This is a genomic window from Chachezhania sediminis (assembly GCF_009765275.1).
Lineage (GTDB): Bacteria > Pseudomonadota > Alphaproteobacteria > Rhodobacterales > Rhodobacteraceae > Chachezhania > Chachezhania sediminis.
Genome location: NZ_VOPH01000006.1, coordinates 191563 through 216686, shown reverse-complemented (window position 1 = coordinate 216686; position 25124 = coordinate 191563). Strand labels below are relative to the sequence as shown.

General features: G+C 67.0%; 17 protein-coding genes. 6 read left to right on the top strand and 11 right to left on the bottom strand.

Translation table 11 applies throughout. The features are described from left to right. The first annotated feature begins 32 nt into the window (after nt 1–32). Entirely contained in the window at nt 33–1490 is a 1458-nt protein-coding gene (locus FQK05_RS18455; protein ID WP_158969615.1) for a sensor histidine kinase, read from the top strand. Then, nucleotides 1481–2197, top strand: a complete 717-nt coding sequence (locus FQK05_RS18450) for a response regulator transcription factor (RefSeq protein WP_158969613.1) — start codon at nt 1481–1483, stop codon at nt 2195–2197. Before FQK05_RS18455 ends, FQK05_RS18450 begins: the two co-directional genes overlap by 10 nt. A gap of 73 nt (nt 2198–2270) precedes the next feature. Here the strand turns inward: FQK05_RS18450 and FQK05_RS18445 are convergent, their stop codons facing one another. The 4 genes from FQK05_RS18445 to FQK05_RS18430 all read right to left on the bottom strand — a co-directional run bounded on the left by FQK05_RS18445 (nt 2271) and on the right by FQK05_RS18430 (nt 13578). Beyond that, nucleotides 2271–9341 (bottom strand): autotransporter outer membrane beta-barrel domain-containing protein, encoded by a 7071-nt coding sequence (locus FQK05_RS18445; protein WP_158969611.1) that lies wholly within the window; start codon nt 9339–9341, stop codon nt 2271–2273. Between the two features lie 301 nt (nt 9342–9642). Further along, the gene (locus FQK05_RS18440) at nt 9643–11064 is read right to left on the bottom strand and encodes an FGGY family carbohydrate kinase (protein WP_158969609.1); all 1422 of its coding nucleotides are present in this window, start codon (nt 11062–11064) and stop codon (nt 9643–9645) included. Beyond that, nucleotides 11061–12236, bottom strand: a complete 1176-nt coding sequence (locus tag FQK05_RS18435; RefSeq protein ID WP_158969607.1) for an NAD(P)/FAD-dependent oxidoreductase — start codon at nt 12234–12236, stop codon at nt 11061–11063. Before FQK05_RS18435 ends, FQK05_RS18440 begins: the two co-directional genes overlap by 4 nt. Then, nucleotides 12229–13578 (bottom strand): NAD(P)/FAD-dependent oxidoreductase, encoded by a 1350-nt coding sequence (locus FQK05_RS18430; RefSeq protein WP_158969605.1) that lies wholly within the window; start codon nt 13576–13578, stop codon nt 12229–12231. Before FQK05_RS18430 ends, FQK05_RS18435 begins: the two co-directional genes overlap by 8 nt. 168 nt (nt 13579–13746) lie before the next feature. Here FQK05_RS18430 and FQK05_RS18425 point away from each other — a divergent pair, with 168 nt between their 5' ends. The 4 genes from FQK05_RS18425 (at nt 13747) to dctP (ending at nt 17526) form a co-directional block, all read left to right on the top strand. Continuing rightward, complete coding sequence (locus FQK05_RS18425; protein ID WP_233270568.1) at nt 13747–14523, top strand: DeoR/GlpR family DNA-binding transcription regulator; 777 nt, start codon at nt 13747–13749, stop codon at nt 14521–14523. Between the two features lie 38 nt (nt 14524–14561). Beyond that, nucleotides 14562–15074 (top strand): TRAP transporter small permease subunit, encoded by a 513-nt coding sequence (locus tag FQK05_RS18420; protein WP_158969601.1) that lies wholly within the window; start codon nt 14562–14564, stop codon nt 15072–15074. Then, nucleotides 15071–16408 carry a TRAP transporter large permease gene (locus FQK05_RS18415; RefSeq protein ID WP_158969599.1) on the top strand — a complete coding sequence of 446 codons (1338 nt, stop codon included), beginning with the start codon at nt 15071–15073 and terminating at the stop codon, nt 16406–16408. The genes FQK05_RS18420 and FQK05_RS18415 overlap by 4 nt, the downstream gene beginning before the upstream one ends. Nucleotides 16409–16491: 83 nt before the next feature. Next, nucleotides 16492–17526: a TRAP transporter substrate-binding protein DctP gene (dctP, locus tag FQK05_RS18410; RefSeq protein WP_233270572.1), complete on the top strand. Its 1035-nt coding sequence runs from the start codon at nt 16492–16494 to the stop codon at nt 17524–17526. Nucleotides 17527–17608: 82 nt separating this feature from the next. Here dctP and FQK05_RS18405 read toward each other — a convergent pair whose 3' ends face one another. From FQK05_RS18405 to FQK05_RS18375, 7 genes are all read right to left on the bottom strand, one after another. Next, nucleotides 17609–18670, bottom strand: a complete 1062-nt coding sequence (locus FQK05_RS18405; protein WP_158969595.1) for a dipeptidase — start codon at nt 18668–18670, stop codon at nt 17609–17611. 5 nt (nt 18671–18675) lie between these two features. Next, complete coding sequence (locus FQK05_RS18400) at nt 18676–19428, bottom strand: ABC transporter ATP-binding protein (RefSeq protein ID WP_158969593.1); 753 nt, start codon at nt 19426–19428, stop codon at nt 18676–18678. Between the two features lie 4 nt (nt 19429–19432). After that, nucleotides 19433–20260, bottom strand: coding sequence for an ABC transporter ATP-binding protein (locus tag FQK05_RS18395; protein WP_158969591.1), 828 nt, complete (start codon nt 20258–20260; stop codon nt 19433–19435). Continuing rightward, nucleotides 20257–21162 (bottom strand): nickel transporter permease, encoded by a 906-nt coding sequence (gene nikC / locus FQK05_RS18390; protein WP_158969589.1) that lies wholly within the window; start codon nt 21160–21162, stop codon nt 20257–20259. The genes FQK05_RS18395 and nikC overlap by 4 nt, the downstream gene beginning before the upstream one ends. Continuing rightward, on the bottom strand, nt 21159–22211 hold the full coding sequence (locus FQK05_RS18385; RefSeq protein ID WP_158969587.1) for an ABC transporter permease: 1053 nt from the start codon (nt 22209–22211) through the stop codon (nt 21159–21161). The genes nikC and FQK05_RS18385 overlap by 4 nt, the downstream gene beginning before the upstream one ends. Before the next feature lies 1 nt (nt 22212). Further along, complete coding sequence (locus tag FQK05_RS18380) at nt 22213–23808, bottom strand: ABC transporter substrate-binding protein (protein ID WP_158969585.1); 1596 nt, start codon at nt 23806–23808, stop codon at nt 22213–22215. Between the two features lie 336 nt (nt 23809–24144). Then, nucleotides 24145–25107 (bottom strand): ABC transporter substrate-binding protein, encoded by a 963-nt coding sequence (locus tag FQK05_RS18375; RefSeq protein ID WP_158969583.1) that lies wholly within the window; start codon nt 25105–25107, stop codon nt 24145–24147. Nucleotides 25108–25124: the final 17 nt, after the last annotated feature.

Genomic DNA, 25124 nt, shown 5'->3' with positions numbered 1-25124 from the left:
AAGCCAGACCCGGGGCCCCGGGCGGTGACGCCATGACCCAGATGCTGGACCTGCGGACGATCTTCGCCCTGGGCGTGGCCGGCGCCGGGCTGGAGGCGATCACCTGGCTGCTGTTCTGGCTGGCCTGGCGCCGGATGGATGCGCTGAAGTACTTCGCGGGGGGCTTTGCCATCATCTCGGCGGGCCTGTGCATGATGATGCTGCGCGGCGCGGAGCCCGCGATCTGGTGGATCACCGTCGACAACGTCCTGGTCAAGCTGGGCCTGGTCCTGATCGCCGCCGGGCTGGCCCGCTTTCTGGGCCAACCGCGGCGCGCCCGGCTGATGCTTGGGCTGCTGGCCCTGGTCATGGCCGGCTGGGGCGCCGCGGTGGCGACCGCACCGGGGGACCTGTACCCGCGCTTGCTGGCCTCGGCCGTCTTCACCGTGGTGATGATGTCGCTGATGAGCCTGGCCCTGCTGCGCGACGGCAGCGTGCCGCGGCTGATGCGCGGGGTCACCATCGGGGTCCTGTGCTTCTACATGATCGCGGCCATCGTATCGGTCGTGCAGGGGCTGGGGCTTCCTCTCCGGATCGACGGGCTGGCCACGCTGGGCGACCGCAACGCCTGGTTCCTGATGCAGGGCAACATCTTCCTGACCGGGCTTTTCGCCAGCCTGATCCTGATGGTCAGCTGGCGCCTGTCCGCGGACCTTCAGGCCAACAACGCCGCCCTGCGGCAGGAGGTCGAGGAACGCAAGCGCCTGGAACGCAAGCTGAGCGCCAGCCTGGAAGCGGAAAAGCTGCTGCGCGAGGAACAGTCGGATTTCACCCGTTTCGTCAGCCATGAATTCCGCACCCCCCTGGCGACGATCCGCAACGCGGCCGAGATGATCGTTCTGACCGGCCACGGAATCGACCCGGCGGCGCGCGAAAGGCTGTCGGCCATCGGTCAGGCGCTGGACCGGCTGTCGTCGCTGATCGACCGCTTTCTGGCCGGCGACCGCGAAGGCGCCTTTCACCCAGAACCGCTGCCCCTGTCGAACCTGATGGCCGACGTGATGCTGCATTTCGACATGACCGTGGGCGGCCATCGGCTGAATGTCGACCTGCGCGAAAGGCGCGGTTTCATCGTGGCCGATTCCGACATGCTGCTGACCGCCATCATCAATCTGGTCGACAACGCCCTGAAATACTCGCCCGAGGACAGCCCCGTGACCCTGACCGTGGCGGCCCGGGGCGACCATGTTGCGATCCGTGTGGCGGACCGGGGGATCGGCATTCCCGAAGCCGACCGCGCGCTGGTCGGCCGGCGCTACTTCCGGGCGTCGAACACCAAACCCGGGACCGGCACCGGCATGGGCCTTTACGCGGCCCGGCGGCTGGTCGCCTACCACGACGGCGAACTGGTCCTTGAACCCCTGCCCGAAGGGGGGACACTGGCGGAAATCCGGCTGCCGCTACCCATCGACGCCCTGCCCGAAGACCGAAAGGCCACCGCATGTCCCTAAGCCCGATACTGGTCGTCGAGGACGAGGACCGCCTGCGCATGGACATCGTAGATTTCCTGTGCCTGACCGGGCTGAACGCGACCGGCGTGGGCAGCGCCGCCGAACTGCGGCAGGAAATGGCGGGCGAGGCCCCGCCGCGGGTGCTGATCCTGGACGTGGGCCTGCCCGACGACAACGGCTTCGACCTGGCGACCGAGATCCGGGCCAGCCATTCCTGCGGCATCGTCATGCTGACGGGCCTGGAAGGGACGGAAAACCGGATCCGCGGCTTCGACAGCGGCGCCGATGTCTATCTGGTCAAGGACACGCCCCTGCGGGAAATCGAGGCCTGCGTCCGCAGCCTGCTGCGCCGGACGGGCGAAACCCCGCCGGCCGCCACGATGCCGGCGGCCGCGATCGAGGAACCGGTCTGGATCCTGGACAGCCGGGGATGGCTGCTGTTCGACCCTGACCGGCAGGCGCTGAAGCTGACGGCCACGGAATTCGCCTTCCTCAACGCGCTCTGCACCTCGACCGAGGACGTCTCGCGCCGCGAGGATCTGGTGGCGCGGCTGGCCCGGCCCAAGGTGCAGTTCGACAACCGCCACCTCGATGCGGTGGTCAGCCGCCTCAGGCGCAAGATCGGCGACGGCACCGGGCGCGAGGCGCCGATCCGGTCGGTCTATGGCGTGGGCTATACCTTCACCGCGCCGGTCAGCATCCGGTAGGGCGGGGTCTGCCCCGCCGTTCGGATCCACAATGGCTGCGGCGGGGTGACACCCGCCCGGCGCGGCCTCGCGATCAGAACCGGAAGGTCAGGTTCAGGCTGGCCTGCTGGCTTTTCAGCCCGTCGCCGAAGGCGCCGTCATAGCGCAGGTCCATCTCGAACGCCTCGGTCCCCAAGATCTGCACCCCGGCCGAGACCAGCCCGACCGTTTCCGGCACCGCGATGGCGCTGAGGAACGGCGTGGCCCCCGGATTGGCGCCGACAAAGGCGGCCGTGGTGGTGTATTGGTCGATGGACGACAGGCTCACGCCCGCCCGGCCGTAAAGCCGCATCTGCTGGCCCCCGTTCAGCGCGAAGATCCGGCCCAGCTCCACCGCCGGGGTCAGGATCACCGCCGTCTCGTCCGATCCGGCGACGTCCAGCGACAGGTTGCCCGCGCCGGTTTCGGTATAGCCGTCCGACCGGGTGTCGATCACGTCCAGCGCCACCGACGGCAGCACATAGGACACGCCGTAGTCGCGCCGCCAGCTGGCCTGGATCCGGGCGGCCAGGCTCGATACGTCATGGCTGGCCGTGGCCTGCGCCGTGCCCGCCGTCAGGCCCGGCGTGCGGGCCGTGTCAAAGCGGCCCTGGCTGTAGACCGCAGCGCCCGACAAGGTCATCGCCCCGTAGTCGCGCGAGGCCGAGAGGCCCACGAAAGCCGTGCCGCCCTTCGCCGTGGTGGTCGAGGTGCCCTGCCCGGAATAGCTGCTGTTCTCGTATCCGGCCATGCCGCCGAAGCGCCAGCCGCTTTCGCTGGCGATCTCGCCCGCCAGGCCGATCGTGTAGGCATGCCCGTCATAACCCGCGCCGTTCGATCCGCCAGACTGGTCGATCCAGCGGCCCGACCCCAGCATCTGAAGACAGGTCTGCCCGTTGCTGACGGCGGTCCGCGTGACGGTGCAGTTCAGAAGCGTCGCCAGACGGTCCTGCGCCAGCTGGAAGGTCGCGGCTTCGCCCGCCAGCGCGGCCCCCGGGGTCAGCCCCGTCAGGGTCTGCGTATAGGTCCCGTTCGACGCGGCCGTATCCAGCGCCCCGAAGGCCGCCGCCATGCCCGTGTCGCCCAGATCGTAAAGCTGGCCCAGATAACCCGCGACGCCGGACTGCTGCGAGTCCAGCCCGCGTCCGGGATCGGCAAAGCTCTGCCCCGCCATGGTGATGGTGTAACCACCGGCACTCGCCCCGTGCTCGAATGAAAACAGCGACGAGGACACTCTGTCGAAACCGCCCACGATCCCGCCATCGGCCGACAGGATCGAGATCCGCCGCCCCTTGATCGCGGTCAGCGGTTCGATCGTCAGCCGGCCCGCCAGGGTGGCGGTGCCGTCGATCTTCAGCGCATCGGCCCGGCCCAGGTTGAAATCGGCGGCCAGCGTGGTTTCTCCTCCGGAACGCTGGTCATAGTCGCCCCGCACGCGCACCGTGCTGGACCCCGTGCCGAAGCCCAGGATCACGCGGCCCTCGTTGACGATGTCCGCGTCGTAGTTCAGCGCCGCGGCCAGCGTTCCCGTCCCGCGGTTGCGAACCCGGATCGCCGGATCGCCCGCGACGCCCAGGCCCGTCTTCTTGTCCTCGCGCCGGATGTCGCCGGTGACCGTTCCACGGTTGTCGACCAGAAGCCGCCCGTCGCCGCGATAGGACACGGCCCCAGTACCCGGCGTATTCGCCCCTGCATCCGCCGACGCGGCGTTCGACTCGGCGCCCAGATTGGCCCCGGTGTACCCGCCGACGAGTTCCCCGTTGCTGCCGACCATGAGCACGTTCGAGGTATTGTCCCCCGCGACCATCACACCGTAGGCACCGGCGCCGTAGCCGCCCGTCACATGGCCATTGACCTGGACCTTGACGATGCCGTCGCTACCACCGCTGTCGCTTTGGGCAAAGATCCCTATGGACCCTTCGCCGGTCGCGCTGATCCTGCTGATCTGGGTCACGGTCACGTTGCCCGACCCCGAAGTTCCCGTTCCGAAGGACCCAATGGTCACCCCGTCCGCGGTGCCCGCGATGCCGCCGCCGCCACCGATGGACTGCGCCAGGATCCCGTAGGCATTGGCGCCCGTCGTGGTGACCGACCCACCGTTCATCGTGACCGTGACCTCGCCCCCACTGCCATTGGATCCGTCGCTGATCGGGTCGAAGACGCTGCCCAGAAGCACGCCCGAGGCATCGCCCGCGATGCCGCCGCCGCCGCCGATCGACTGCGCGACGATGGCATGGCTTCCGGCGCCGGTGGTCGCCACGACGATGCCTTCTTCCACCGTCACGTCGACCTGGCCGCCATTGCCGCCATTGCCGCCGCGCCCGCCCAGCGTGATGCTGGAAATGTTGTCGGCATCGGACGCACCGCCGATCCCGCCCCCGCCACCGATGGACTGCGCCACCATGGCAAAGGCGCGGTCGCCGTCGGTCGTCCAGGTGCCGGCCGTGTCGACGGCGACCGCCCCCCCGTTGCCCGAGGCGCCGCCGCTGCCACCCACGGTGACCTCCAGCGACAGGTCGCCATCGTCGGTTTCGGCCGTACCTGCCCCGCCGATGCCCCCGCCGCCGCCGATGGACTGCGCCAGAAGGCCATAGGCATCCTTGCCCAGCGTCTGGATCATGGGCATCGCGACAACGCCCTGCGTGTCGGACCCGAAGGTGACCGTGCCGCCATTGCCGCCGTCGCCGCTGGCGCCGCCCACGGCCGCGCCGACGGTGATATGGCCGGCCGATTGTTCCGACCCGTCACCGCCCTGGCCGCCGCCGCCGCCGATCGACTGGAGCAGCACGCCATGGGCCGCATAGCCTCCGGTCTGGACCGTGTTTGTCGCGAAGTAGCCGGCAACGGCGCCGCCATTGCCGCCCTGCCCCCCCTGACCGCCAACACCCAGCGTGATCGAGGCCTCGGCCTCGCTGCCGTCGGCGGTCGAGGTGCCGCCAGCCCCGCCGCCGCCGCCGATGGACTGGCCGATGATCCCGTCGGCATAGTCGCCCCGCGTGGTGATGGTGCTGCCGGTGAAGGACAGGTTGACCGTGGCGCCGTTGCTGCCCTGGCCCCCGGCGCCACCGATGGTCGCCGTCAGCTCGTATCCGGTATCCTCGTCATCGCCGCCGAAGCTGCTGTCGTGATCGCCGGCGTCATTGCCGACCGACCCCGCCAGGCCGCCCGACCCGCCGATGGACTGGGCCAGGATCCCGTCCGCATCGTCGCCCGAGGTGATGATGTCGCCATCGGCCCCGACCGTCACGTTGCCGCCGACCGAACCGGCCCCCGGGGTAGAACCCACGCCGACGGTGACCTTGGCCGACAGGCCGTCGTCATCATCATCACCGCTGTCATCCGGATCGTCGGCCAAGTCCTCGCCGTCATCGCCGCCGCCTGCGGTGGAATCGCTGGCCGTCAGGCCGACCGTGCCGCCCTGTCCGGTGCCGCCGCCGCCGCCGATGGCCTGCGCGACGATACCGCGCGACCCCGATCCGGTGGTGGTCAGCGTTGTGCTCCCTTCGGTATAGACGGCGACCGCGCCGGTAGTCCCACCGCTGCCGCCGGTGCCGCCCAGACCCAGGCCCGCGGTCAGGTTGAAGCCGCCGCCGATCTGGTTGTGGCTGGTGCTGCCCATGCCGCCGTCGCCGCCGCCGCCGGAAATCGACTGCGCCACGATGGCATTCGCATGATCGCCCATGGTCGCCACCCGGGCGGTGTCGTTGATTTCCACCGTGACATCGCGCGACGTGCCGCCGGCACCGCCGCTGTTGCCGATGGCCGCGTTGACCGTGGCCGACACCGTATCCATGTCGCCGATGGTTCCACCCATAGCGGAAGCATCGCCGCCCGTGCCACCGCCGTGGGCGATGGACTGCACGACGATCCCGTGGGACCCGTCGCCGCCGGTCGCGACCATCGACGTACCGTTCAGCGTGGCCTTGGCGTCATAGCCCGCGCCCGCGGCCCCGCCGGACCCACCGACCGATGCGGTGGCCGTGAAGGCAAAGGACTGGCCTTCGAAATCCGGGACCGCCACGGCAATCGCCCGGGCCGAGGACGACCCGCCCATGCCGCCGCCACCACCGACCGACTGGACCAGAAGGCCAAAGCTGGTGGTGGCGTCATAGTTCGGGGTCTGGTCCGTGTTGAACCCGGTCAGGACCGTGCTGTCGGTCAGGGTGACCTCGGTCACGCTGTCGTCGCCCGCGCCGTTGGTGAAACCGCCATTGCCGCCCGACCCGCCATTGGCGCCCACCGCCACGTCCATGGCCAGGCCCGCACTGGCATCGAAGCCCGACGCCGATCCGCCTGTGCCGCCGCCGCCGCCGATGGACTGGGCCACGATCCCGGCCGACTGCGCGCCCGTGGTCGTGACCGAACTAGTCGACAGGTCCACCATCACGCCCGCGGCAAAGCCGCCCGACCCGCCGGAGCCCCCGACCTGCAGCGGCACGATGTCCAGGACGCCGACCGAAGAAGCGTCGCCCCCGGTGCCGCCGCCGCCGCCGATGGATTGCGCCACGATCCCGTGGGCATTGTCGCCCGCGGTCATGGCCGTCAGCCCGACATAGGAGACGTCGACATAGCCGGAACTGCCACCGGTGGAGGCGCTGCCCCCGACCTGCATGTTGATGATCTCGCCCGCACTGGCGCCGGACGCGCTGCCGCCCGACCCGCCGCCGCCGCCGACGGACTGGGCCAGGATCCCGATGGAATGGTCGCCCTCGGTCGCGACGATGGGCAGGCTGGTCCCCGTGGGCGCGTTGCTGCTGTCGGTCGGGCCTGCCCCGCAATTCTCGTAATTGTTCGCGATGCAGACCGCGTTGCCATTGCCGCCAGAGGAGCTGGTGCCGCCCACGCCCACGCCCAGCCCGACCGAGGCGTCGATGACATCGCCGCCGGATCCGCCACCGCCACCGATGGACTGCGCCTGGATGCCGGGGGCATGGGTGCCGGACGTCTGGATCAGACCGCCGACCTGGTAGACGTCGACCACGCCCGCGCCGCCCCCGGCCGAGCCGCTGCCGCCGATCGCGATGACGCCGGCCGATCCGGCGGCAGATCCCCCGCCACCGCCGATCGACTGCGCCAGGACACCGGTCGCGGCATCGCCTTCGGTGATCACGTCACCGTCCAGGTTCACGTTGGCGCTACCGCTGTTGTTGCTGGCACTGCCCGCATCGCCGCCGACCGACAGGATGCCGCCCGACATGCCCGCCGCACCGCCGCCGCCCGACAGCGTCTGGGCCACGATGCCCATCGCGCCATAGCCCGAGGTGTTTACGACACCGGTATGGTTGATGGTGATGTTGCCGCCGGCGCCGCCTTCGCCGCCATTGCCACCCAGGGCCACGGTCAGCGAGGTGCCGATGCCCCCGGCCCCGCCACCGCCGCCCACCGACTGGCCAAGCAGACCGTGCGCATATTTCCCGCTGGTGATCACCGTCGCGCCCGACGTGATCTCGGCCGCACCGGCATTGCCGCCATTGCCGCCGTCCCCGCCCTGGGCCCCGGCCAGGACGCGGGTGAAATCGGCACCCACGCCGCCGCCGCCACCGACCGTGTGCAGCGTGACACCGCCGGCGAAATCGCCCGTCGTTTTGATCGAGGTGCCGGCATCCGCGTCGAAGGTCACGGCACCGCCCGTGCCACCGGCTCCGGCCTGGTCGGCATTGCCGCCGCCGATACCGCCTACCGACTGCCCGACCACGCCATAGGCCGCCTCGCCATCCGTGGTGATCGAGGCATCGCCAATCATCGAGACCTTGATGGCATTGCCATGGCCGCCCGCGCCGCCGTAATCGGACTTGTCGCCGTCGCCTGCACCGCCATTCCCGCCCAGGTTCCGCACCAGGACACCCATCACGGTGTCGCCCGACACGTTGATCACCGACGCGGCCGCGCTGCCGTCCAGCGTCACCGTGGTCGTGCTGTCGACCGAGGCGCTGCCACCGACGCCGCCGTTGCTCTTGGTATTGCCCTGGCCGCCGACGCCGCCCTGCGAAATGGCGTAGATCCCCGCGGAATAGTCGCCGGCTTCGGTCAGGTTCGCAGCCTCGATATCGCCGCCGATGGTCAGCGTGCCAGTATGGGTGATGGTGATGGTGTTGGCATTGGCCCCGGCGCCACCGTTATTGGAATTGTCCTGGGACAAGATCCCGTCGCCGCCGATGCTGCGCGCGTTGATGCCGGACACGAAGCCCGTCATGCCGGATTCCACGTCGACATAAACGCTGATGTCATCGGTATTGGTAACCGTGATCGTGCCGCCCGTCCCGCCAGCGCCATTGTTGTTGCCGCCCGTCGCGCCATAGCTTTGCGCCGTGATCGCCAGCGCATTGCCCTTGGCGGCATAAAGCGAGTTCGACGCGCCGATGGCGATCGCGGCCTCGTTGGTAACGGTCACGTCGCCACCGGCCCCCCCGGCCCCGCCGTTCTGATCGCCGACATTGGCGTCGCCCTGGTCGCCCCCGTCCGAGCCCAGGCTGCGGGCGCGGATGCCGAAGACCGCCTCGCCCGGCAGGGAGGCGCCGACGGACCCGTCGATCTGGATATAGCCGCTGTTGGTGACCGTCACCGGCCCGCCGCCGCCGCCGTTGCCACCGTTGTCATAGCGGCTGCCGTTCACGCCGGTGCCGCCCTTGGACTGCACGTCGATCAGGGCCGCCGCGCCATTTTCCGACGCGCTGCTGCCGCCCTCCAGGTGGATGTTTCCGGTATTGGTGACCGTCACCTCAGCGCCGGCCTGACCGAAGCTGTTTCCGTCGCTGCTGCCGTTCGTGCCCTGGAAGTAGACGTAAAGGCCCGTTGTCTGGTTCGGCGCGGTCCCGGTCAACGATGCGCCGTTGGTGACCGTGTATTCAGCCGGCAGGCCAAGGGTGAAATCGGCCCTGGCGCCAGTATAGCCTTCGCTCTCCGGCACCGTGCAGCTGCCTTCGTAGTAGACGAGGCCAGTGAAGATTTCCGTCGGGGTCGGGCAACTGTAGATGTTCTGCGCCCGGGCGTTGGATCCGACCAGAAGGGCCGGAACCGCCAGTGCGATCGCCAAGACCGAGGTCGATCCGCACAGCGTGCCGATCCGGGGGCGGGTCGGCAGGGCGGTGGGGACGCGCGCGGCGCTCCGTTCGGGGCGGATCGACATGGGCTTTCCTCCGGGGTCTGTCCGATCATGCCGCAACGCGACCGGTGTCCTTCTGCGGTGCCGGGCACGACGAACGTCCGGAAACCCGGCGGACCTACATCCGGATTATTAGGAACTTCCCGATTTCCCGGTCCACAGATGAATTCAGACCAATTCTGCGCAAACCTTGCAATCGGATCCCGGCACGGGGCCTGCCCCCCGCCCGGCAATACGGCGGCGGTCGCCCCGGGGTCGTGGCCTTGGCCGTGCCGAAATCCGTCCCTGATGCAGGGCGTTCAGCCGTCGGAACGCAGGTCCGGCGTCAGTCCCGCATTCCGGCCCAGCTTTCGACCAGACGGACGGCATGGCGGAAGGCCTGCAGGCTTTCGCGACGGTCCCGGGCCGGGATCATGTCGCGGCCCGGCTCCACCGCTTTCAGGTCCGTCCCCAGCGCATCGGCGGCCAGACCCGCGGTGCCCAGACTGGTGCGTTCATCGAAAGCCGACAGGCGCAGCGGCTTGTCCAGAACCTCCGCCAGGAACTGGCAGAAGCCCGGGCTGCGGGTCATTCCGCCATCGACATGGACCGGATCGGCCACGTCACAGCCTTGCCCGATCTCGCCCACCACCTCGGCCAGCCGCAAGGCCACGCCTTCGCAGACCGCCTGCACCAGCTCGGCCCGGCCATGGGACAGGCCCAGCCCCAGCCACCCGCCCCGCGCCGCATCATTCCAGTGCGGGCAGCCCAGGCCCGACAATGCCGGGACAAAGGCCAGCCCCCGGTCGATCATCGCGGGTTCCAGAAAGGTCGCGATATCGGAAAAATCGTCGATCAGACGCAGGTCCTTCGCCCAATTCAGCGCGGCCGAGGCAGTGAAGACCCCGCCTTCGACGACGTACTGCACGGGCTCTCCCTTCCGGCGCCACGCGACCGAAGGAACCGTCGCATGACCTGACGCCGGCACCTCACCGCCCGTCAGGGTCAGGACGAACGCCCCCGTGCCCACGGTGATCTTGGTTCCGCCGGGATTGCGGATCCCGTGGCCATAAAGGGCCGCCTGCTGGTCGACGATGCTGCTGGCCAGCGTCAGGCCGTCCACGGTTCCCATGTCCCCGTTGCAGTCGCCAATGGGCGGCAGGGCCGCCATCGGCACACCGAAGATGTCGCACAGTTCCGCATCCCACGCGCAGGTCTGAAGGTTCATCAGCGAGGTGCGCGAGGCCGTGGCCACATCCGTTTCGCACCGTCCGGTCAGGGCATCGCGGAAGAAGGCGTCGGTCGTGCCCAGCCGCAGGCGCCCGGCGGCCAGGAGGGCCGTGGCATCGGGGACGTTGCGATAGCACCACGCCAGTTTCGTGGCCGAGAAATAGGGCGACAGGCGCAACCGGCTTCGGTCCAGCACCAGCGCTTCGTGTCCCATTGCGGCAAGCGCACGGCAGGTATCGGCCGTGCGGTTGTCCTGCCAGACGATGATCGGGGTCAGGGGCTGCTTGGTCTCCGTATCCCAAGCCAGGCAGCTTTCGCCCTGGTTGGCCAGCCCCATGACCGTCGCCCCGGCAGTTTTGCCGGCGGCGATGGCAGTACGGATGTTCTGCAGGATCTCTGCCGGGTCGTGTTCGACCCAGCCCTCTTGCGGGAAGATCTGGCGGTGCGGACGGCGGAAGACCTCGACCGGGGGCGCGTCGGCGGAAAATACGAAGGCCGTGGTGGCGCTGGTGCTCTGGTCGACGGCCAGGATCTTCATGCGCCCTGCCCCGATAACGGCAGCGGCAGCAGGATGCGGCGTTCGGGACGGGAATCGATCCGGTGGGACGTGCCGCCGATCCCGACGTCCCCGCTGTAGGGCCGGGTCAGGCGCAGCTGCATCCGGTCGAAGGCCGGGGGCGTTTCACCGACGGGGCTGATCACCTGCGGCAGGGCATACTTGATCGCCGCGCCCTCTGTCCGTATCCCGACCTCCGCCCGCGGCGGAAGGGCGCCGTGCAGGGCGGCGTCGATGGTTCTGGCGACCTTGCGGCCTTCGTCCCAGCACCAGCCTGCCGTCTCGATGGCGTGCAGCACGTTGCCGGCGGCGAAATAGGCCGGGTCGGACAGGCGGCCGTACTGGTCGATGGAGGGCCCAAGACTGCCCGGATCGACCTGCAGCGCAGAGGTTCGCAGCAGCGCGTTTTCCGGCCGGAAGCCCCCGGTGAAGACGACGCCGTCGCAGGCGATGTCCTGCGGGCCTTCCGGCGCTTCGACGGTGATCCCGTCCACCCGGGAACGCCCGTGGATGGCGGCAATCTTCGTGCCGAAGCGCAGGGGAATGCCCAGCATCCGCGGGGCCAGCGTCATGATCGCCCGCGCCGTGGGGCCCGGGCCTGCGTCGATCATCGCCACGGGCCGCGCGCCATGGGTCAGGCAGGTGATCATGGCCGAAAAGGATACAAGCTCCGTCCCCACGATCACGGGGCGTCGGAACGGCAGATGATCCGCAAAGGCGGCAAAGCCTTGCAGCGTCGCGGTGTTCATGACCCCGCCGGGCTTCGTCCCGCCAACCAGCCGCGCCGCCCGCGACGTTTCCCGCGCGCCGGTGGCCAGAAGGACCGCGCGGCCCTGCAGGACCTGCAGGCCGTCGGGCGTGGATACCTCGACCTTTCCCCCCGGACGCAGGGCGGTGACCGTGGTGCGGCAACGGATCTCTGCCCCCGCGGCCTGCGCTTCATCGGTCAGGCGGCGCGCATAGGCGGGGCCGAACATCACGCGGTGCCATTCGCGCATGCCATAGGGGGAATGCAGGCAGTGGCGGGGAATGCCGCCGGCGGCGGCTTCGCGATCCAGGACCAGCACGCGGGCCACGCCCAGGCGCTTCAGCTCGGTTGCCGCCGACAGGCCCGCAGGGCCCGCACCGACGATGATGACATCGACATCAGCCACGGTCCGCACCCGCCTTGTCCAGCAGGCCCTGCACCGCCTGGCCACAATAGAAGCCCTGGCACCGGCCCATCGCCGCGCGCGTCCGCCGCTTGAAACCGGCAAAGCTATGCGGGGCCAGCGGGCCGGTCAGGGCGGCCTTGGCCTCTCGCAAGGTCACACGTTCGCAGTGACACAGCATCCCTTCGTTGCCCGCAAGTTGCCAGTCGCGTGTCCGTTCCTCGGCCAGCATGGCCATCCGGGGGACTGCCGGGCTGGCCAAGGGCGCGGTGGCGCCGATCATGCGCCCGACATGGGCCGCGATGCCAAGCGCCGCGCTCAGCCCCGTGGACCGGATCGCGCCGACGGTGATCATGTTCTCCGCGTGTTCGCGGATCTGGTAGTCCTTGAATTCGCAGGCAGGGCGCAGGCCCGCATAGATCGTCGTGATCTCCTCGCCCGCAAGCGCCGGCAGGATCTCTGCCCCCTTCTGTTCCAGCATCCGAAGCGTCGCTTCTTCCAGGCTGGCGGTGACACGGTCGTCCTGATCCTCGGCCGTGGGGCCGACCAGCAGGTTGCCCCAGATGGTGCGGCAGACGACGATGCCCTTGGTCTTGTCGGTCGGGACTGGCAGCAGGATGTGCCGGGCCAGCGCGGCGGCGGTCTTGTCATAGACCAGGAACTGCCCCTTGCGGGGACGAATGCGGAAATCGGTCCGGCCCAGCAGCATCTTGTCGATCAGATCGCCGTAGTTGCCGGCGGCGTTCACCACTCGGCCGGCGCTGACCGGCCCCTGCGAGGTCGTCAGCGTCCATTGCGACCCGTCGAAGCTGCCGCCCGTCACCTCGCAGGACCGCCGCAACTCTGCCCCGTTCAGCAGCGCCTGCAGAAGGTAACCGTGGGGCGCCGACCACGGGTCGATCAGGCTTTCGCGGGGCACCCGGAACCCGGCACGCAAGGCGGGGTTCAGGTTCGGCTCCAGCGTCAGGACCCGGTCGCGGGACAACAGCTCCACGTCGGTCACCGCGTTGGCCTGCGCCTGGGCGATCAGGGCGGGCAGGCGCGCCTCCTGCTCGTCCGTCCAGGCCAGAACCAGCGCGCCGCAACGGTCCAGCGGCAGGTTCATCTGTGCATGCAGCGCCTCGTATTCGCGGTATCCTTCCTGCACGCAGGCCAGTTCCAGCGATCCTTCGGGCGCGTCGAAGCCGGTGTGCAGGATGGCGCTGTTGGCCTTGGACGCGCCGTCCAGGATGTCGGCGCCCTTTTCCAGCACCACGACCCGCGCGCCGTCCAGCGTCAGCCGGCGCGCGATCGCGCAGCCGACCACGCCGGCGCCGATGATGGCTGCATCATAGTCCTGGTTCATCAAGGGATCCCGGCCGCCGACGGCCCGTTGCGGTCACATTCTGCATCTTTTGTAGCCAATAAATGCCTGATCAGTCAATTTAGATCGTCATTTTTGCCCGATCAGTCACATTTTGTTTGACAGACCCGCTTCACACTTGTGCAAATGGCGCAAATTCAGACGTAAGGGATGCAGGATTCCGTGAAAGGCTCGGTCCGCAGGGAAAAGATTGCCGATCTGGTGGCGGCAGAGGGCGACGTCAGCGTCGACGACCTTGCCCTGCGTTCCGGGGTCTCGGTCGAGACGATCCGGCGCGACCTGACCAAGCTGGAAGAACAGGGCGTCCTGCGAAAGGTCCACGGCGGCGCACGCCACATCCCCGGCCGCCAGCGCCTGCATGTCGAGGCCCCGTTCGAGGCCCGGATGGACGAGGAACGCGAGGCCAAGGAACACCTGGCGCAGAAGTTGACGCAGGTCGTCACCCCGGGCGAGACGATCTTTCTGGATACCGGATCGACCACCCTGATCGCCTGTTCCGTGCTGACAGGCATCCCGGGCCTGACCGTGATCACCAATTCGGTCGCGGCGGCCGATGCGCTGACGACAACTGGCAACACCCGGGTCTATCTGCTGGGCGGCGCCTATGGGCAGTCCAACAGCCAGACCGTCGGGCCCATGGTCGTCGAACAGATCGGCCGCTTCCGGGCGGACCATGCGATTCTGACCCCCACGGGCGTCGATGCCGAAATGGGCGTCACCGATGCCGACCCGGACGAGGCAGAAGTCGCGCGTGCGATGATCAAGGGCGCGCAGAGCGTCTGCTTCCTGACCGTTCCGTCGAAATTCGGGCGCTGCGCGGGCTTCCATGTTTGCGACCTGGAGGACGTATCGGTGGTGCTGACCGAAGGAACGCCGCCGTCGACCCACTATTCCGCCCTGAAAGCCGCCGGAGTCACGCTGCTCTGACCGGATCGGGGCGCACCAATGCATTTACGAAGGACCGCATGCCAAAGCCCATCCGCCTTTATTGCCAGGTCATCGACCGGATCGCCGATTGGATCGGCGTGATCGCCATGTACCTGATCTTCCTGATGGTCGGCATCCTGCTGCTGGACGCCATCACCCGGAACGTCATCGACATCCCGCTGCATTGGTGCATCGAGGCGGCCCAGTTCACGCTGGCCGCCTATTACTTCATGGGCGGCGCCAAGACGATGAAGGACGGCGACCATGTCCGGATGGACCTGCTGTATGACCGCCTGTCGGAACGCGGCAAGCACAAGATGGACATCGTCACCCTGTCCTGCCTGATGTTCTACCTTGTGGTCCTGATGATCGGTTCGATCTCGTCCCTGGAATACGCGATCCAGACGAACGAACACCGGTTTTCCATGTGGAATCCGTCGATGATCCCGATCAAGTCGCTGATGGTGGGCTGCATCTTCCTGATGATCGCCCAGACGGTATCGGAGTTCTTCAAGCACATTGCCGCGCTCCGCGGGGAGGTGTGGTCGTGAACCCCGAACTGATCGCCCTGACCATGTTCGGCACCACGATGGTGCTGTTGCTGACCGGCCAGCGGGTCTTTGCCGCCATCGGCGCCGTGGGTGCGGCCATGGTGCTGACGCTCTACGGCACCGGCGGGATCGAAATCCCGTTCTCGGCCGCGTTCAAGCTGTTCAACTGGTTCCCGATGCTGACGCTGCCCCTGTTCATCTACATGGGCTATGTCCTGTCCGAGGCGGGGATCGCCGAAGACCTCTACAGGATGCTGCACGTTTTCTTCGGGCGCGTAGCAGGCGGGCTGGCCATCGGCACGATCTTTCTGATGGTCATCATCTCGGCCATGAACGGGCTTTCGGTGGCGGGCATGGCCATCGGCGCCACCATCGCCCTGCCGGAAATGCTTCGGCGGGGCTACGACAAGGTGCTGATCACCGGCGTGGTGCAGGGCGGGTCGTCGCTTGGCATCCTGGTGCCGCCGTCGGTCGTGATGGTCCTTTACGGCATGATCGCACGCCAGCCGGTGTCGCAGCTGTGGCTGGCGGGCGTCCTGCCGGGGCTGATGATGGCGGCGATGTTCGTGATCTACGTCGTGATCCGGACCAGGCGGAACCCCAGCCTGGCCCCGACCGTGTCGGAAGAAGAGCTGAACATGCCCCTGTCCGAGAAGCTGAAGCTTCTGCGCTTCGGCATCATCCCCTTCCTGATCTTCTTTGCCATGACCGGCCTTTTCATCATGGGCTATACCAGCCTGGTCGAAAGTTCGGCCGTGGGGGCCACCGCGGCGACGCTGGCTGCGATCGTCAAGGGACGGTTTTCCTTCAGGATGATGCACGACACGGCACGCAAGACGCTGGGCGTGTCCTGCATGTTCCTTTGGCTGATCCTGGCGGCGCTGGCATTTGGCGCGGTCTTCGACGGGATCGGCGCGGTCCGGGCCATTGAAAGCCTCTTCATCACCCGGTGGGAACTGACGCCCTGGCAGGTCATCATCATGATGCAGCTGTCCTTCATCGTGATGGGCATGTTCCTGGACGACACCGCCATGCTGGTGATCGTCGCACCGCTTTACGTGCCGCTGGTCAAGACGCTGGATCTTGGCATGGGCGGCGGCAGCGCCCAGCTGATCTGGTTCGGCGTGCTGTACACGATGACCTGCCAGATCGCCTATATCACGCCGCCCTTCGGCTATAACCTGTTCCTCATGCGCTCGATGGCGCCGAAGGACATCACCCTGCCCGACATCTACCGTTCCATCTGGCCCTTCGCGGCGATGATGGCGCTGTCGATCGCGCTGGTGATGTTCTTCCCCCAGATCGCCCTGTGGCTGCCGCAGGCCACGCGATGACCCGACGACCCAACCAAAAACAAATTCAGCAGAGAGTGTAAGCAATGACGGACGACAAGAAACAGACACCTTCCGAGAAGATCCTGAGCACGCGCCGGAAATTCCTGGCGGGTTCGGCCATCGGTGCCGCATCCACGCTGGCCGCCCCGGCCGCCATCGCCCAGCAGGGCCCGATCAAGTGGCGCCTTCAGTCCTATTCCGGTGCACCGCTGGGCGCCCACGTGATCAAGCCGCAGATCGACGCCTTCAATGAGGCCGCGAACGGCGAGATGGAGATTGAACTCTATTACGCCGACCAGCTGGTCCCGACCGCGGAACTGTTCCGCGCGCTGCAGAACGGCACCATCGACGCGGTCCAGTCGGACGAAGCCACCATGGCCTCACCCGTCGATATCGCGGTCTTCGGCGGCTACTTCCCCTTCGCTACGCGCTACTCTCTCGATGTGCCGGCGCTGTTCCGCTATTACGGCCTGAAGGAAATCTGGGAAGAGGCCTATGGCGAAGTCGACAACGTGACCTGGCTGTCCGCCGGGGCGTGGGACCCGCTGCATATCTTCACCAAGGATCCGATCCGGTCGCTGGCCGACATGAAGGGCAAGCGCGTCTTCGGCGTGCCGACCGCCGGCCGATTCCTGTCGCAATACGGCCTGATCCCGGTCACCATCCCGTGGGACGACGTGGAAGTCGCGCTGCAGACCGGCGAACTGGACGGCGTCGCCTGGTGCGGCTTCACCGAAGCCTACGAGGTGGGCTGGGCCGACCTGTGCAACTATGCCCTGACGAACTCGGTCACCGGGGCATGGTTCGGATCCTATTTCGCCAACACCGAAAGCTGGGAAAAGGTGCCGCCCCACCTGAAGGAGCTGTACCTGATGTCCATCGACCAGTCGCATTACTACCGGGCCGGCTGGTACTGGGGTGGCGAGGCCAAGCTGCGCGTCGAAGGCGAGAAAATGGAGCTGACCTCGATCCCGCCCGAGGAATGGAACCAGGTCGTCAAGGATGCCCAGGTCTTCTGGGACCAGATCGCCGAACAGGGCGACCGTCCGAAACGGGTCGTCGACGCGTTCAAGAAGTACGCGGCCACGATGGAAGCCGCGGGCTATCCCTACCGCTGAAACCGAGCGCATCGACTGAAAAAGACACCCTCGCGCGGCGGCGCGGGGGTGTTTTCATGTCCGGACGACGGGAAAGGGTGGCCTAGCCGCCCCAGGTCCGTTCCAGCACCGACAGCCAGTTGCCCTGCGCCAGCTTGGCGATCAGCGCCTCGCCATATTGATGGCTGCGCATCGCGTCGATCAGGCGCGGCAGGCCCGCGGCGTCGTGCAGGTCCTCCGGGATCTCGGCCCCGTCGAAATCGGACCCCAGGCCCACGCCGTCCTCGCCCAGGATGCCCATCATGTGGTCCAGATGGCGGATCAGCGGGTCGAAACCGCCGGTATCGGTCTTCTGACCGTCGTCCCGCAGGAAGCCTACGGCATAATTCAGGCCGACCATCCCGCCGGTTTCGGCGATTACCTTCAGCTGCCGGTCGGTCAGGTTCCGCGACGACGGACAGATCGCGTGGACGTTCGAATGGGTCGCGACCAGCGGCGCGTCCGACAGCGCCGCGACATCGTCGAAGCCCTTTTCGTTCAGGTGGCTGAGGTCGATCATGATCTTCAGCTTGTTGCACTCGGCTACCAGCCGCTTGCCGGCCTCGGTCAGGCCGTCGCCGGTATCGGGCGAGGACGGGAAGGCGAAGGGCACGCCGTTGCCGAAGGCCGTCGGCCGCGACCAGACCGGCCCCAGCGACCGAAGGCCCGCCGCGTGCCAGACATGAAGCGCATCCAGATCCGGACCGATCGGTTCGGCCCCTTCGAAATGCATGATCGCCGCGATCTGGCCGGCCGCCATCGCGGTGCGGATGTCTGCAACCGACCGGCAGATCTTCAGCGACCCCTGCCGTTCCATCCATTGCAGGTGGCCCACCATCTTCATGGCGACGGGCACCGCGTCTTCGAACGGGATCAGGTCGGGCAGCGGCAGCGTGTAGGGCGGATTGCTCATCATCGCCTCGAAATCCGCATCGTCATGCGCCTGCGGCGAGGGGATGTAGACCGCGAAGAACCCGCCCGCGAAACCGCCCGCCTTGATGCGCGGCACGTCCAGGTGGCCCTTGCCGGTATCGGTCAGCCAGGTGGTGGCGCGATTGTCGGGATCGCGCAGCAGGCGCAGAAGCACGTCGTTGTGCCCGTCGAAAACCGGGATCAGATCCGTCATGTCGTTCATTCCGTTGCTGTATAGCCGGCCGAAGCCTTCAGAAGCTTGGTGGTATAGTCGGTGCGCGCGCGGCGGGCACGAAGATCGGCGCGGGTCAGTTCCTCGACCGCCAGACCCTGTTCCATCACCAGCAACCGCTCGCACATGTGCGAGATGACGGCAAGATCGTGCGAGACCATGACATAGGTCAGGCCCCGTTCCGACCGAAGGCGTTCCAGAAGGTTCAGGACCTCTGCCTGGATCGAGGCATCGAGGGCCGAGGTCGGTTCGTCCAGAAGGATGATCTGCGGTTCAAGGATCAGCGCGCGGGCCACTGCGACGCGCTGGCGCTGCCCGCCCGACAGCTGGTGCGGATAGCGGAAGCGGAAGCCCTGCCCCAGCCCGACATCGTCCAGCGCCTGCGCGATCCGCTGGTCCCGCCGGTCGAAGCGCTGGATCGACAGCGGTTCGGACAGCACGGAATCGATCGTGTGCCGGGGGTGAAGGGACGCATAGGGGTCCTGGAACACCATCTGCACCCGGCGATAGAAATCCGGCGTGCGCGGGTCCGGCAGGGGCTTGCCGTCCAGCAGGATCCGGCCCCCGGTGGTCGGCGCCATGCCGCAGATCGCCCGCAGGACGGTGGACTTGCCCGACCCGGACTCCCCCACGATCCCGTAGCTTTCGCCCTGTTTCACGTCGAAGCTGACGCCGCGGACGGCGTTCACGACGGTCTCTCCGTTGTCGAAGGAAACTTCGAGGTTCTCGATTTTCAGCATGTTCCTACCCCGCCCATGCCGCGTCGCGGTCCAGTGTCGGCAGCGGGTGGCGGTCCTCGTCGATCTGGGGCAGGCAGTTCAGCAGTCCCTGGGTATAGGGATGCTGGGCCTTGTGCAGGTCGGCGGCATTCAGTTCCTCGACCACGCGGCCCGCATACATGACCAGCACCCGGTCGCAGAAGGACGACACCAGCCGAAGGTCGTGGCTGATGAAGATCAGCCCCATGCCCCGGTCCGCCACCAGCCGGTCCAGGATGCGCAGCACCTCGATCTGGATGGTCACGTCCAGCGCCGAGGTCGGCTCGTCCGCGATCAGCAGGTCGGGTTCCGACACCAGCATCATGGCGATCATCGCCCTCTGGCCCATGCCGCCCGACAGTTCGTGCGGATAGGCCCGGAAGACGCGTTCGGGGTCGCGCATCTGCACCGCCTCCAGCATCTCCAGCGCGCGGCGCTTCGCCTCGCGCTTGGGGGTGCCGTGGGTGGTCAGGGGCTCCATCAGCTGCTTGCCGACGGGCATGACCGGGTTCAGCGAGAACTTGGGGTCCTGCATGACCATCGACATCCGGGTGCCCCGCAGGCGGCGCCAGTTGCGCGCCGACAGCGACCGCAGGTCGGTCCCGTCGAAGGACAGCCGGTCGGCCGTGGCCTGCCCCGGCTGGGGCGTCAGGCCCAGGATCGCGCGGCCGGTCTGGGACTTGCCCGATCCGCTTTCGCCCACGATGGCCAGCCGTTCATGGCCCAGCGTGAAGTTCACGCCGCGCACGACCTCGGCCGGACCGGTACGGGTCGGAAAGGTGATGCGCAGGTTCTCGACTTCCAGCAGGCTCATTTCTGCCTCTTCGGATCAAGGACGTCGCGCAGGCCGTCGCCCAGCAGGTTGAAGCCAAGGGACACGATGAAGATCGCCATCCCCGGCATGGCGGCGACCCACCAGTAATCGACCAGGAAGTTCCGCCCGCCCGCGATCATGGCGCCCCATTCGGGTTGCGGCGGCTGTGCGCCCAGGCCCAGGAAACCCAACCCCGCGGCCGTCAGGATGATGCCCGCCATGTCCAGCGTCACCCGGATGATCACCGACGACATGCAAAGCGGCACGATGTGCTTCCAGATGATCCGAAGCGACGAGGCGCCCTGAAGCTTCGTCGCCGCGATGAAGTCGGAATTGCGGATGGTCAGCGTTTCCGCCCGCGCAAGGCGGGCATAGGGCGGCCAGGCGGTGATCGAAATCGCGATGATCGCGTTCTCGATCCCCGGGCCAAGCGCCGCGACGAAGGCCAGCGCCAGGATCAGCTTGGGGAAGGCCAGCACGATATCGGTGATCCGCATCAGGACCGTATCGACCCAGCCGCCGAAATATCCCGCGGTCGTGCCGACCAGCAGCCCCACCGGCGTCGCGATGACGGCCACAAGGGCCACGACCGCCAGCGTGATGCGGGACCCGTAGATCAGCCGCGAAAGGATATCGCGCCCCTGATCGTCGGTCCCCAGCCAGTAGCCTTCGGTCAGCGGCGGCAGCAGGCGGGTGTGGTTCAGGTCGCCCACCAGCGGATCGTGCGGCGCCAGCCAGGGTGCAAAGATCGCCATCAGCACCAGCGCCACCACGATCAGAAGACCCAGGAAGGCCAGCGCATTGGTGCGGAAATCCAGCCATGTCCGGTAGCTTTGCCCCAGTTTGGCCTGCCGGCGGGATGCCGGTCGGTCGCTTAGCAGCCAGTCGCGCGTGGTGGTCATGACCGTTTCCTCGTGCGGGCGTCGAGCAGGGTATAGAGAAGGTCCGAAAACATGTTCAGGCCGACGAAGATCGCGCCGATGACCAGCGTGCCGCCCAGCACCGCGTTCATGTCGGCGTTCTGAAGCGAATTCGTCAGGTACATACCCAGCCCCGGCCAGGCAAAGACGGTTTCGGTCAGGACGGATCCTTCCAGAAGGTTCGCGTAACTCAGCGCCACGACGGTCACCAGCGGCACGGCGGCGTTGCGCATCGCCTGAACCCAGATGATCCGCCATTCCGGCACACCCTTCACACGGGCGGTTGTGATGTACTCCTGCGCCAGTTCGTTCAGCATGAAGCTGCGGGTCATCCGGCTGATATAGGCCAGCGACAGATAGCCCAGCAAGGACGCGGGAAGGATGATGTGGGACAGGACATTGCCGAAGGCATCCCATGCGCCCTGTGTCGCCGTGTCGATCAGAAACAGGCCCGTCTTCGGCGTGAAGGAATATTCATAGGCGATATCGACACGCCCGGGGCCCGAGATCAGGTCCAGCTTGAAGTAGAAGAGCAAGAGGCCCATCAGCCCCAGCCAGAAGACCGGCGCGGAATAGCCGACCAGGCCGATGACGCGGACGATATGGTCGATGGGCCGGCCCTGACGTACGGCGGACCAGACGCCCAGCGGGATGCCGACCACGGTGCCGATGATGATCGACACGGTTGCCAGTTCCAGCGTCGCCGGGAACACGCGGGCGATGTCTTGCGTGATCGGACGGGTCGTCAGGTTGGACGTGCCGAGATCACCCTGGAAGACCTTGGTCAGCCAGATCCAGAACTGTTCGATCAGCGACTTGTCCAGACCCAGCGCCCTGTAGGCGGCATCGTACTGTGCCTGGGTCGCGCGGTCGCCCACGACCGACAGGACCGGGTCCACCGGGACCACGCGGCCGATCAGGAACGTCACGAACAGCAGTCCCAGGAAGGTGATCGCCACCGTTCCCAGGACCGATGCTGCCTTGCGGGTCCAGAGGGCGCCGCGGCGCCCCCTGATTGTCTGCGCGGCCACCTTACTTTGTCACGCCGGCAAAGTTGTTGTCGTTGAACGACGGCCCGATGATCATGCCGTTCACGTTCGCCCGCTGGCCCGCGACCTCGATCTCTTGCGCGTAGATCACGAAGGGGCCGTTTTCCATGACGTATTTCTGTTCGTCCACGTACATGTCCGCGCGCTTGTCGGCATCTGCCTCCAGCATGGCCGCATCGGTTTCCGCGGTCAGCTCGGGGATATCCCAGGCGTTCCGCCAGGCCAGCGGCTTGGACGCGGCATCGTCCGCGTTGTCCGGGTTGTAGGCAAAGGTCGACGCGTTGGTGTGCGGGTCCTGGAAATCCGGGCCCCAGCGGCCGATATAGATGTCGTGGTTCCGCGCGCGGTACTTGGTCAGCGTCTGCTTGCCGTCGCCGGGGATGATTTCCAGCTTGATGCCGGCCTGCGCCAGGGTCTGCTGCATGGCCTGCGCCATGGCGGTGATTTCCGGCGTGTTGCGGGTGTCCATCGTGACGGTGAAACCGTCGGCCAGCCCGGCCTCGGCCAGCAGGGCCTTTGCCTTTTCCACGTCCAGCGAGAACGGGTTGTCGTTCACCGCGCCCAGGAAACCTTCGGGCAGGAACGCCTGGTGGACCTTCACCTTGCCGGCCATGATCGTGTTGGCAATGGTGTCATAGTCGATCAGGTACTTCATCGCCTGACGGACTTCGGGCTTGGACAGGTATTCGTTCTTCTGGTTCAGACCCAGGTAATAGAGCGAACCCTTGACGCCGTTCTCGATCTTGATGTCGGCATTGTCTTCCAGCGCCGCGATGTCGACGGCCGTCAGGTTCCGCGCGATGTCGATGTCGCCCTTTTCCAGCAGCAGGCGCTGGGTCGCGGTTTCCGGGATGTGGCGATAGATGATCCGCGCCATCGCGGGGGCATCACCGGAATAGTTCGGGTTCCGCTCCATGATGACGGCTTCGTTCGGGCGCCAGTCCTTGATCGTGAAGGGGCCGGATCCCGCATAGTTCGTCTTCAGCCAGCCATAGCCATAGTCGCCGTCGACCTCGTGCTGCATCACCAGTTGCTTGTCGACGACCGACGCGATGGTCGCGGTCAGGCAGTACAGGACCAGCGACGGCGAATAGGCCTTGTCCATCTTGAAGTCGAAGGTCATCGGGCCGGTCTGGACGATCATGTCCTCGACATTGTCGGGCGTGATGCCCAGTTGGCCGATGATGAAGGCCGGCGACTTGTCGAGCTTCACCGCACGCACCAGCGAGAACACGGCGTCTTCGGCCGTGATCGGGTTGCCGGAGGCAAAGGTGCGGTCGGGCTTCATGGTGAAGGACAGGGTCTTGCCGTCGTCCGACACGGTCCAGCTTTCGGCGGCCTTGCCGAAGACGTCGGACACGTTCATCGGGTCATAGCCGATCAGCGTTTCATAGCTGTTGCCGGCCATCTCGGCCGGGGTGAATTCGAAGATCTCGGCGGGATCGAGAGAAATGATGTCGTCGATCGACCAGGCCTGGATCAGGGTGTCGGGCGGGGTTTCGGCAAAGGTGACTGCGGGCGTGGCACCCAGCAGCAGCGCACCAAGGGCGGCACTCGCCAGAAGACGGCTATGGAACATCACGTGGACCTCTCTGTCAGGGTTGGGCGTCACCCATTGGGGCGACCTGATCCGCTATTCCGGATTTCATCCGGCATTTGATCATCTGATCAAATTACGTGTCAAGGTGGAAACCAGGCGGATCCCTTCGCGCTTCCGCAAGGTTGCCTGGAACCCCGTCCGTCCCAGCACCACGCACAGGAAGCGCCGGACCGCCCGCGGAGCCTTTGCACGGGCGGTCCCGGAACGCGTTCGGGGGCGATCTCTCGCCCCCGGCATGGGTGGAACGGTCCGTGCCTGCATCGGCACATTCCGGCCGGGGCGCCACCGACAGCGGCACCCGGGTGGCGGATGCCCCTAGAACGGGCTTTCGGGGAAATAGAACTGCGCCGCGTTTTCGCTGGTGATGCGCTGGCTGCCGATGATGAAGCGGCCCGACACCGGGGTCGGCGACACCAGTCCCAGGGCCGTCAGCTCGATCGCTGTGGCAATCTGGGCGGGCGGGTAGGTGACGTTGACCGGCAGCTGCGGGTCGCCGTCCATGATGCGCTTGACGATTTCCTTCATACCGGCGCCGCCGACGACCCACATTTCCTTTTCGCGGCCGGCCTGGCTGATCGCCTCCAGCACGCCGATGGCCATGTCGTCATCCGCGGCCCAGACGGCGTCGATATCCGGATACTTGGACAGATAGTCCTGCATCACGTTGAAAGCGTCGTCGCGGTTCCAGTTGCCGTGCTGCATGTCCAGCACGTTGATGCCGGACCCCTTGATCGCGGCCTGAAAGGCATCGACCCGTTCGTTGTCGAGCGTCGTGGGAATGCCCCGCAGGACGACGATATTGTCGCCTTCCTTCAGCGTTTCGGCAAAGTACTCGCCCGCCACGCGGCCGAACCCGGTGTTGTCGCCGGCGACGTACAGATCCTCGATCCCCGGAACCGACAGACCGCGGTCGACGACCGTCACCCAGATCCCGGCCTCTTTCACCGCCATCACGGGCGAGGTCAGCGGCTCGCTCTCGAAGGGCAGGACGACCAGCGCGTCGATGTTGCGGGTGGCGACCATGTCCTCGATGTCATTGACCATCTTGCCCGCGTCACCCGCCGTGGCAAGGACGAAGGACAGCTGGGGATAGGTCTTTTCCAGCCGCTCGATGGCGGCCTGCGCGTGATAGTTCAGCCCGCCCATGAAGCCATGGGTGGCCGAAGGGATCGCCACACCGATGGTATAGCTTTCCTGCGCAACGGCGGGCGCGGCGGCCAGGGTCAGGCCCATGCCGGCGGCCAGGGCTGCGCCCTTGAAGATGTCTCTGCGTTTCATTTGATACGTTCCTCCCG

Excerpts from the sequence above, each read along its gene's own strand:
- FQK05_RS18395 (WP_158969591.1), bottom strand. The coding sequence starts at position 20,260 with ATGAGCCTGCTGGAAGTCGAGAACCTGCGCATCACCTTTCCGACCCGT.
- FQK05_RS18445 (WP_158969611.1), bottom strand. The coding sequence starts at position 9,341 with ATGTCGATCCGCCCCGAACGGAGCGCCGCGCGCGTCCCCACCGCCCTG.
- FQK05_RS18450 (WP_158969613.1), top strand. The coding sequence starts at position 1,481 with ATGTCCCTAAGCCCGATACTGGTCGTCGAGGACGAGGACCGCCTGCGC.
- FQK05_RS18375 (WP_158969583.1), bottom strand. The coding sequence starts at position 25,107 with ATGAAACGCAGAGACATCTTCAAGGGCGCAGCCCTGGCCGCCGGCATG.
- FQK05_RS18425 (WP_233270568.1), top strand. The coding sequence starts at position 13,747 with ATGCAGGATTCCGTGAAAGGCTCGGTCCGCAGGGAAAAGATTGCCGAT.
- FQK05_RS18400 (WP_158969593.1), bottom strand. The coding sequence starts at position 19,428 with ATGCTGAAAATCGAGAACCTCGAAGTTTCCTTCGACAACGGAGAGACC.
- FQK05_RS18405 (WP_158969595.1), bottom strand. The coding sequence starts at position 18,670 with ATGACGGATCTGATCCCGGTTTTCGACGGGCACAACGACGTGCTTCTG.
- FQK05_RS18440 (WP_158969609.1), bottom strand. The coding sequence starts at position 11,064 with ATGAAGATCCTGGCCGTCGACCAGAGCACCAGCGCCACCACGGCCTTC.
- FQK05_RS18380 (WP_158969585.1), bottom strand. The coding sequence starts at position 23,808 with ATGTTCCATAGCCGTCTTCTGGCGAGTGCCGCCCTTGGTGCGCTGCTG.
- FQK05_RS18455 (WP_158969615.1), top strand. The coding sequence starts at position 33 with ATGACCCAGATGCTGGACCTGCGGACGATCTTCGCCCTGGGCGTGGCC.
- nikC (WP_158969589.1), bottom strand. The coding sequence starts at position 21,162 with ATGACCACCACGCGCGACTGGCTGCTAAGCGACCGACCGGCATCCCGC.
- FQK05_RS18420 (WP_158969601.1), top strand. The coding sequence starts at position 14,562 with ATGCCAAAGCCCATCCGCCTTTATTGCCAGGTCATCGACCGGATCGCC.
- FQK05_RS18430 (WP_158969605.1), bottom strand. The coding sequence starts at position 13,578 with ATGAACCAGGACTATGATGCAGCCATCATCGGCGCCGGCGTGGTCGGC.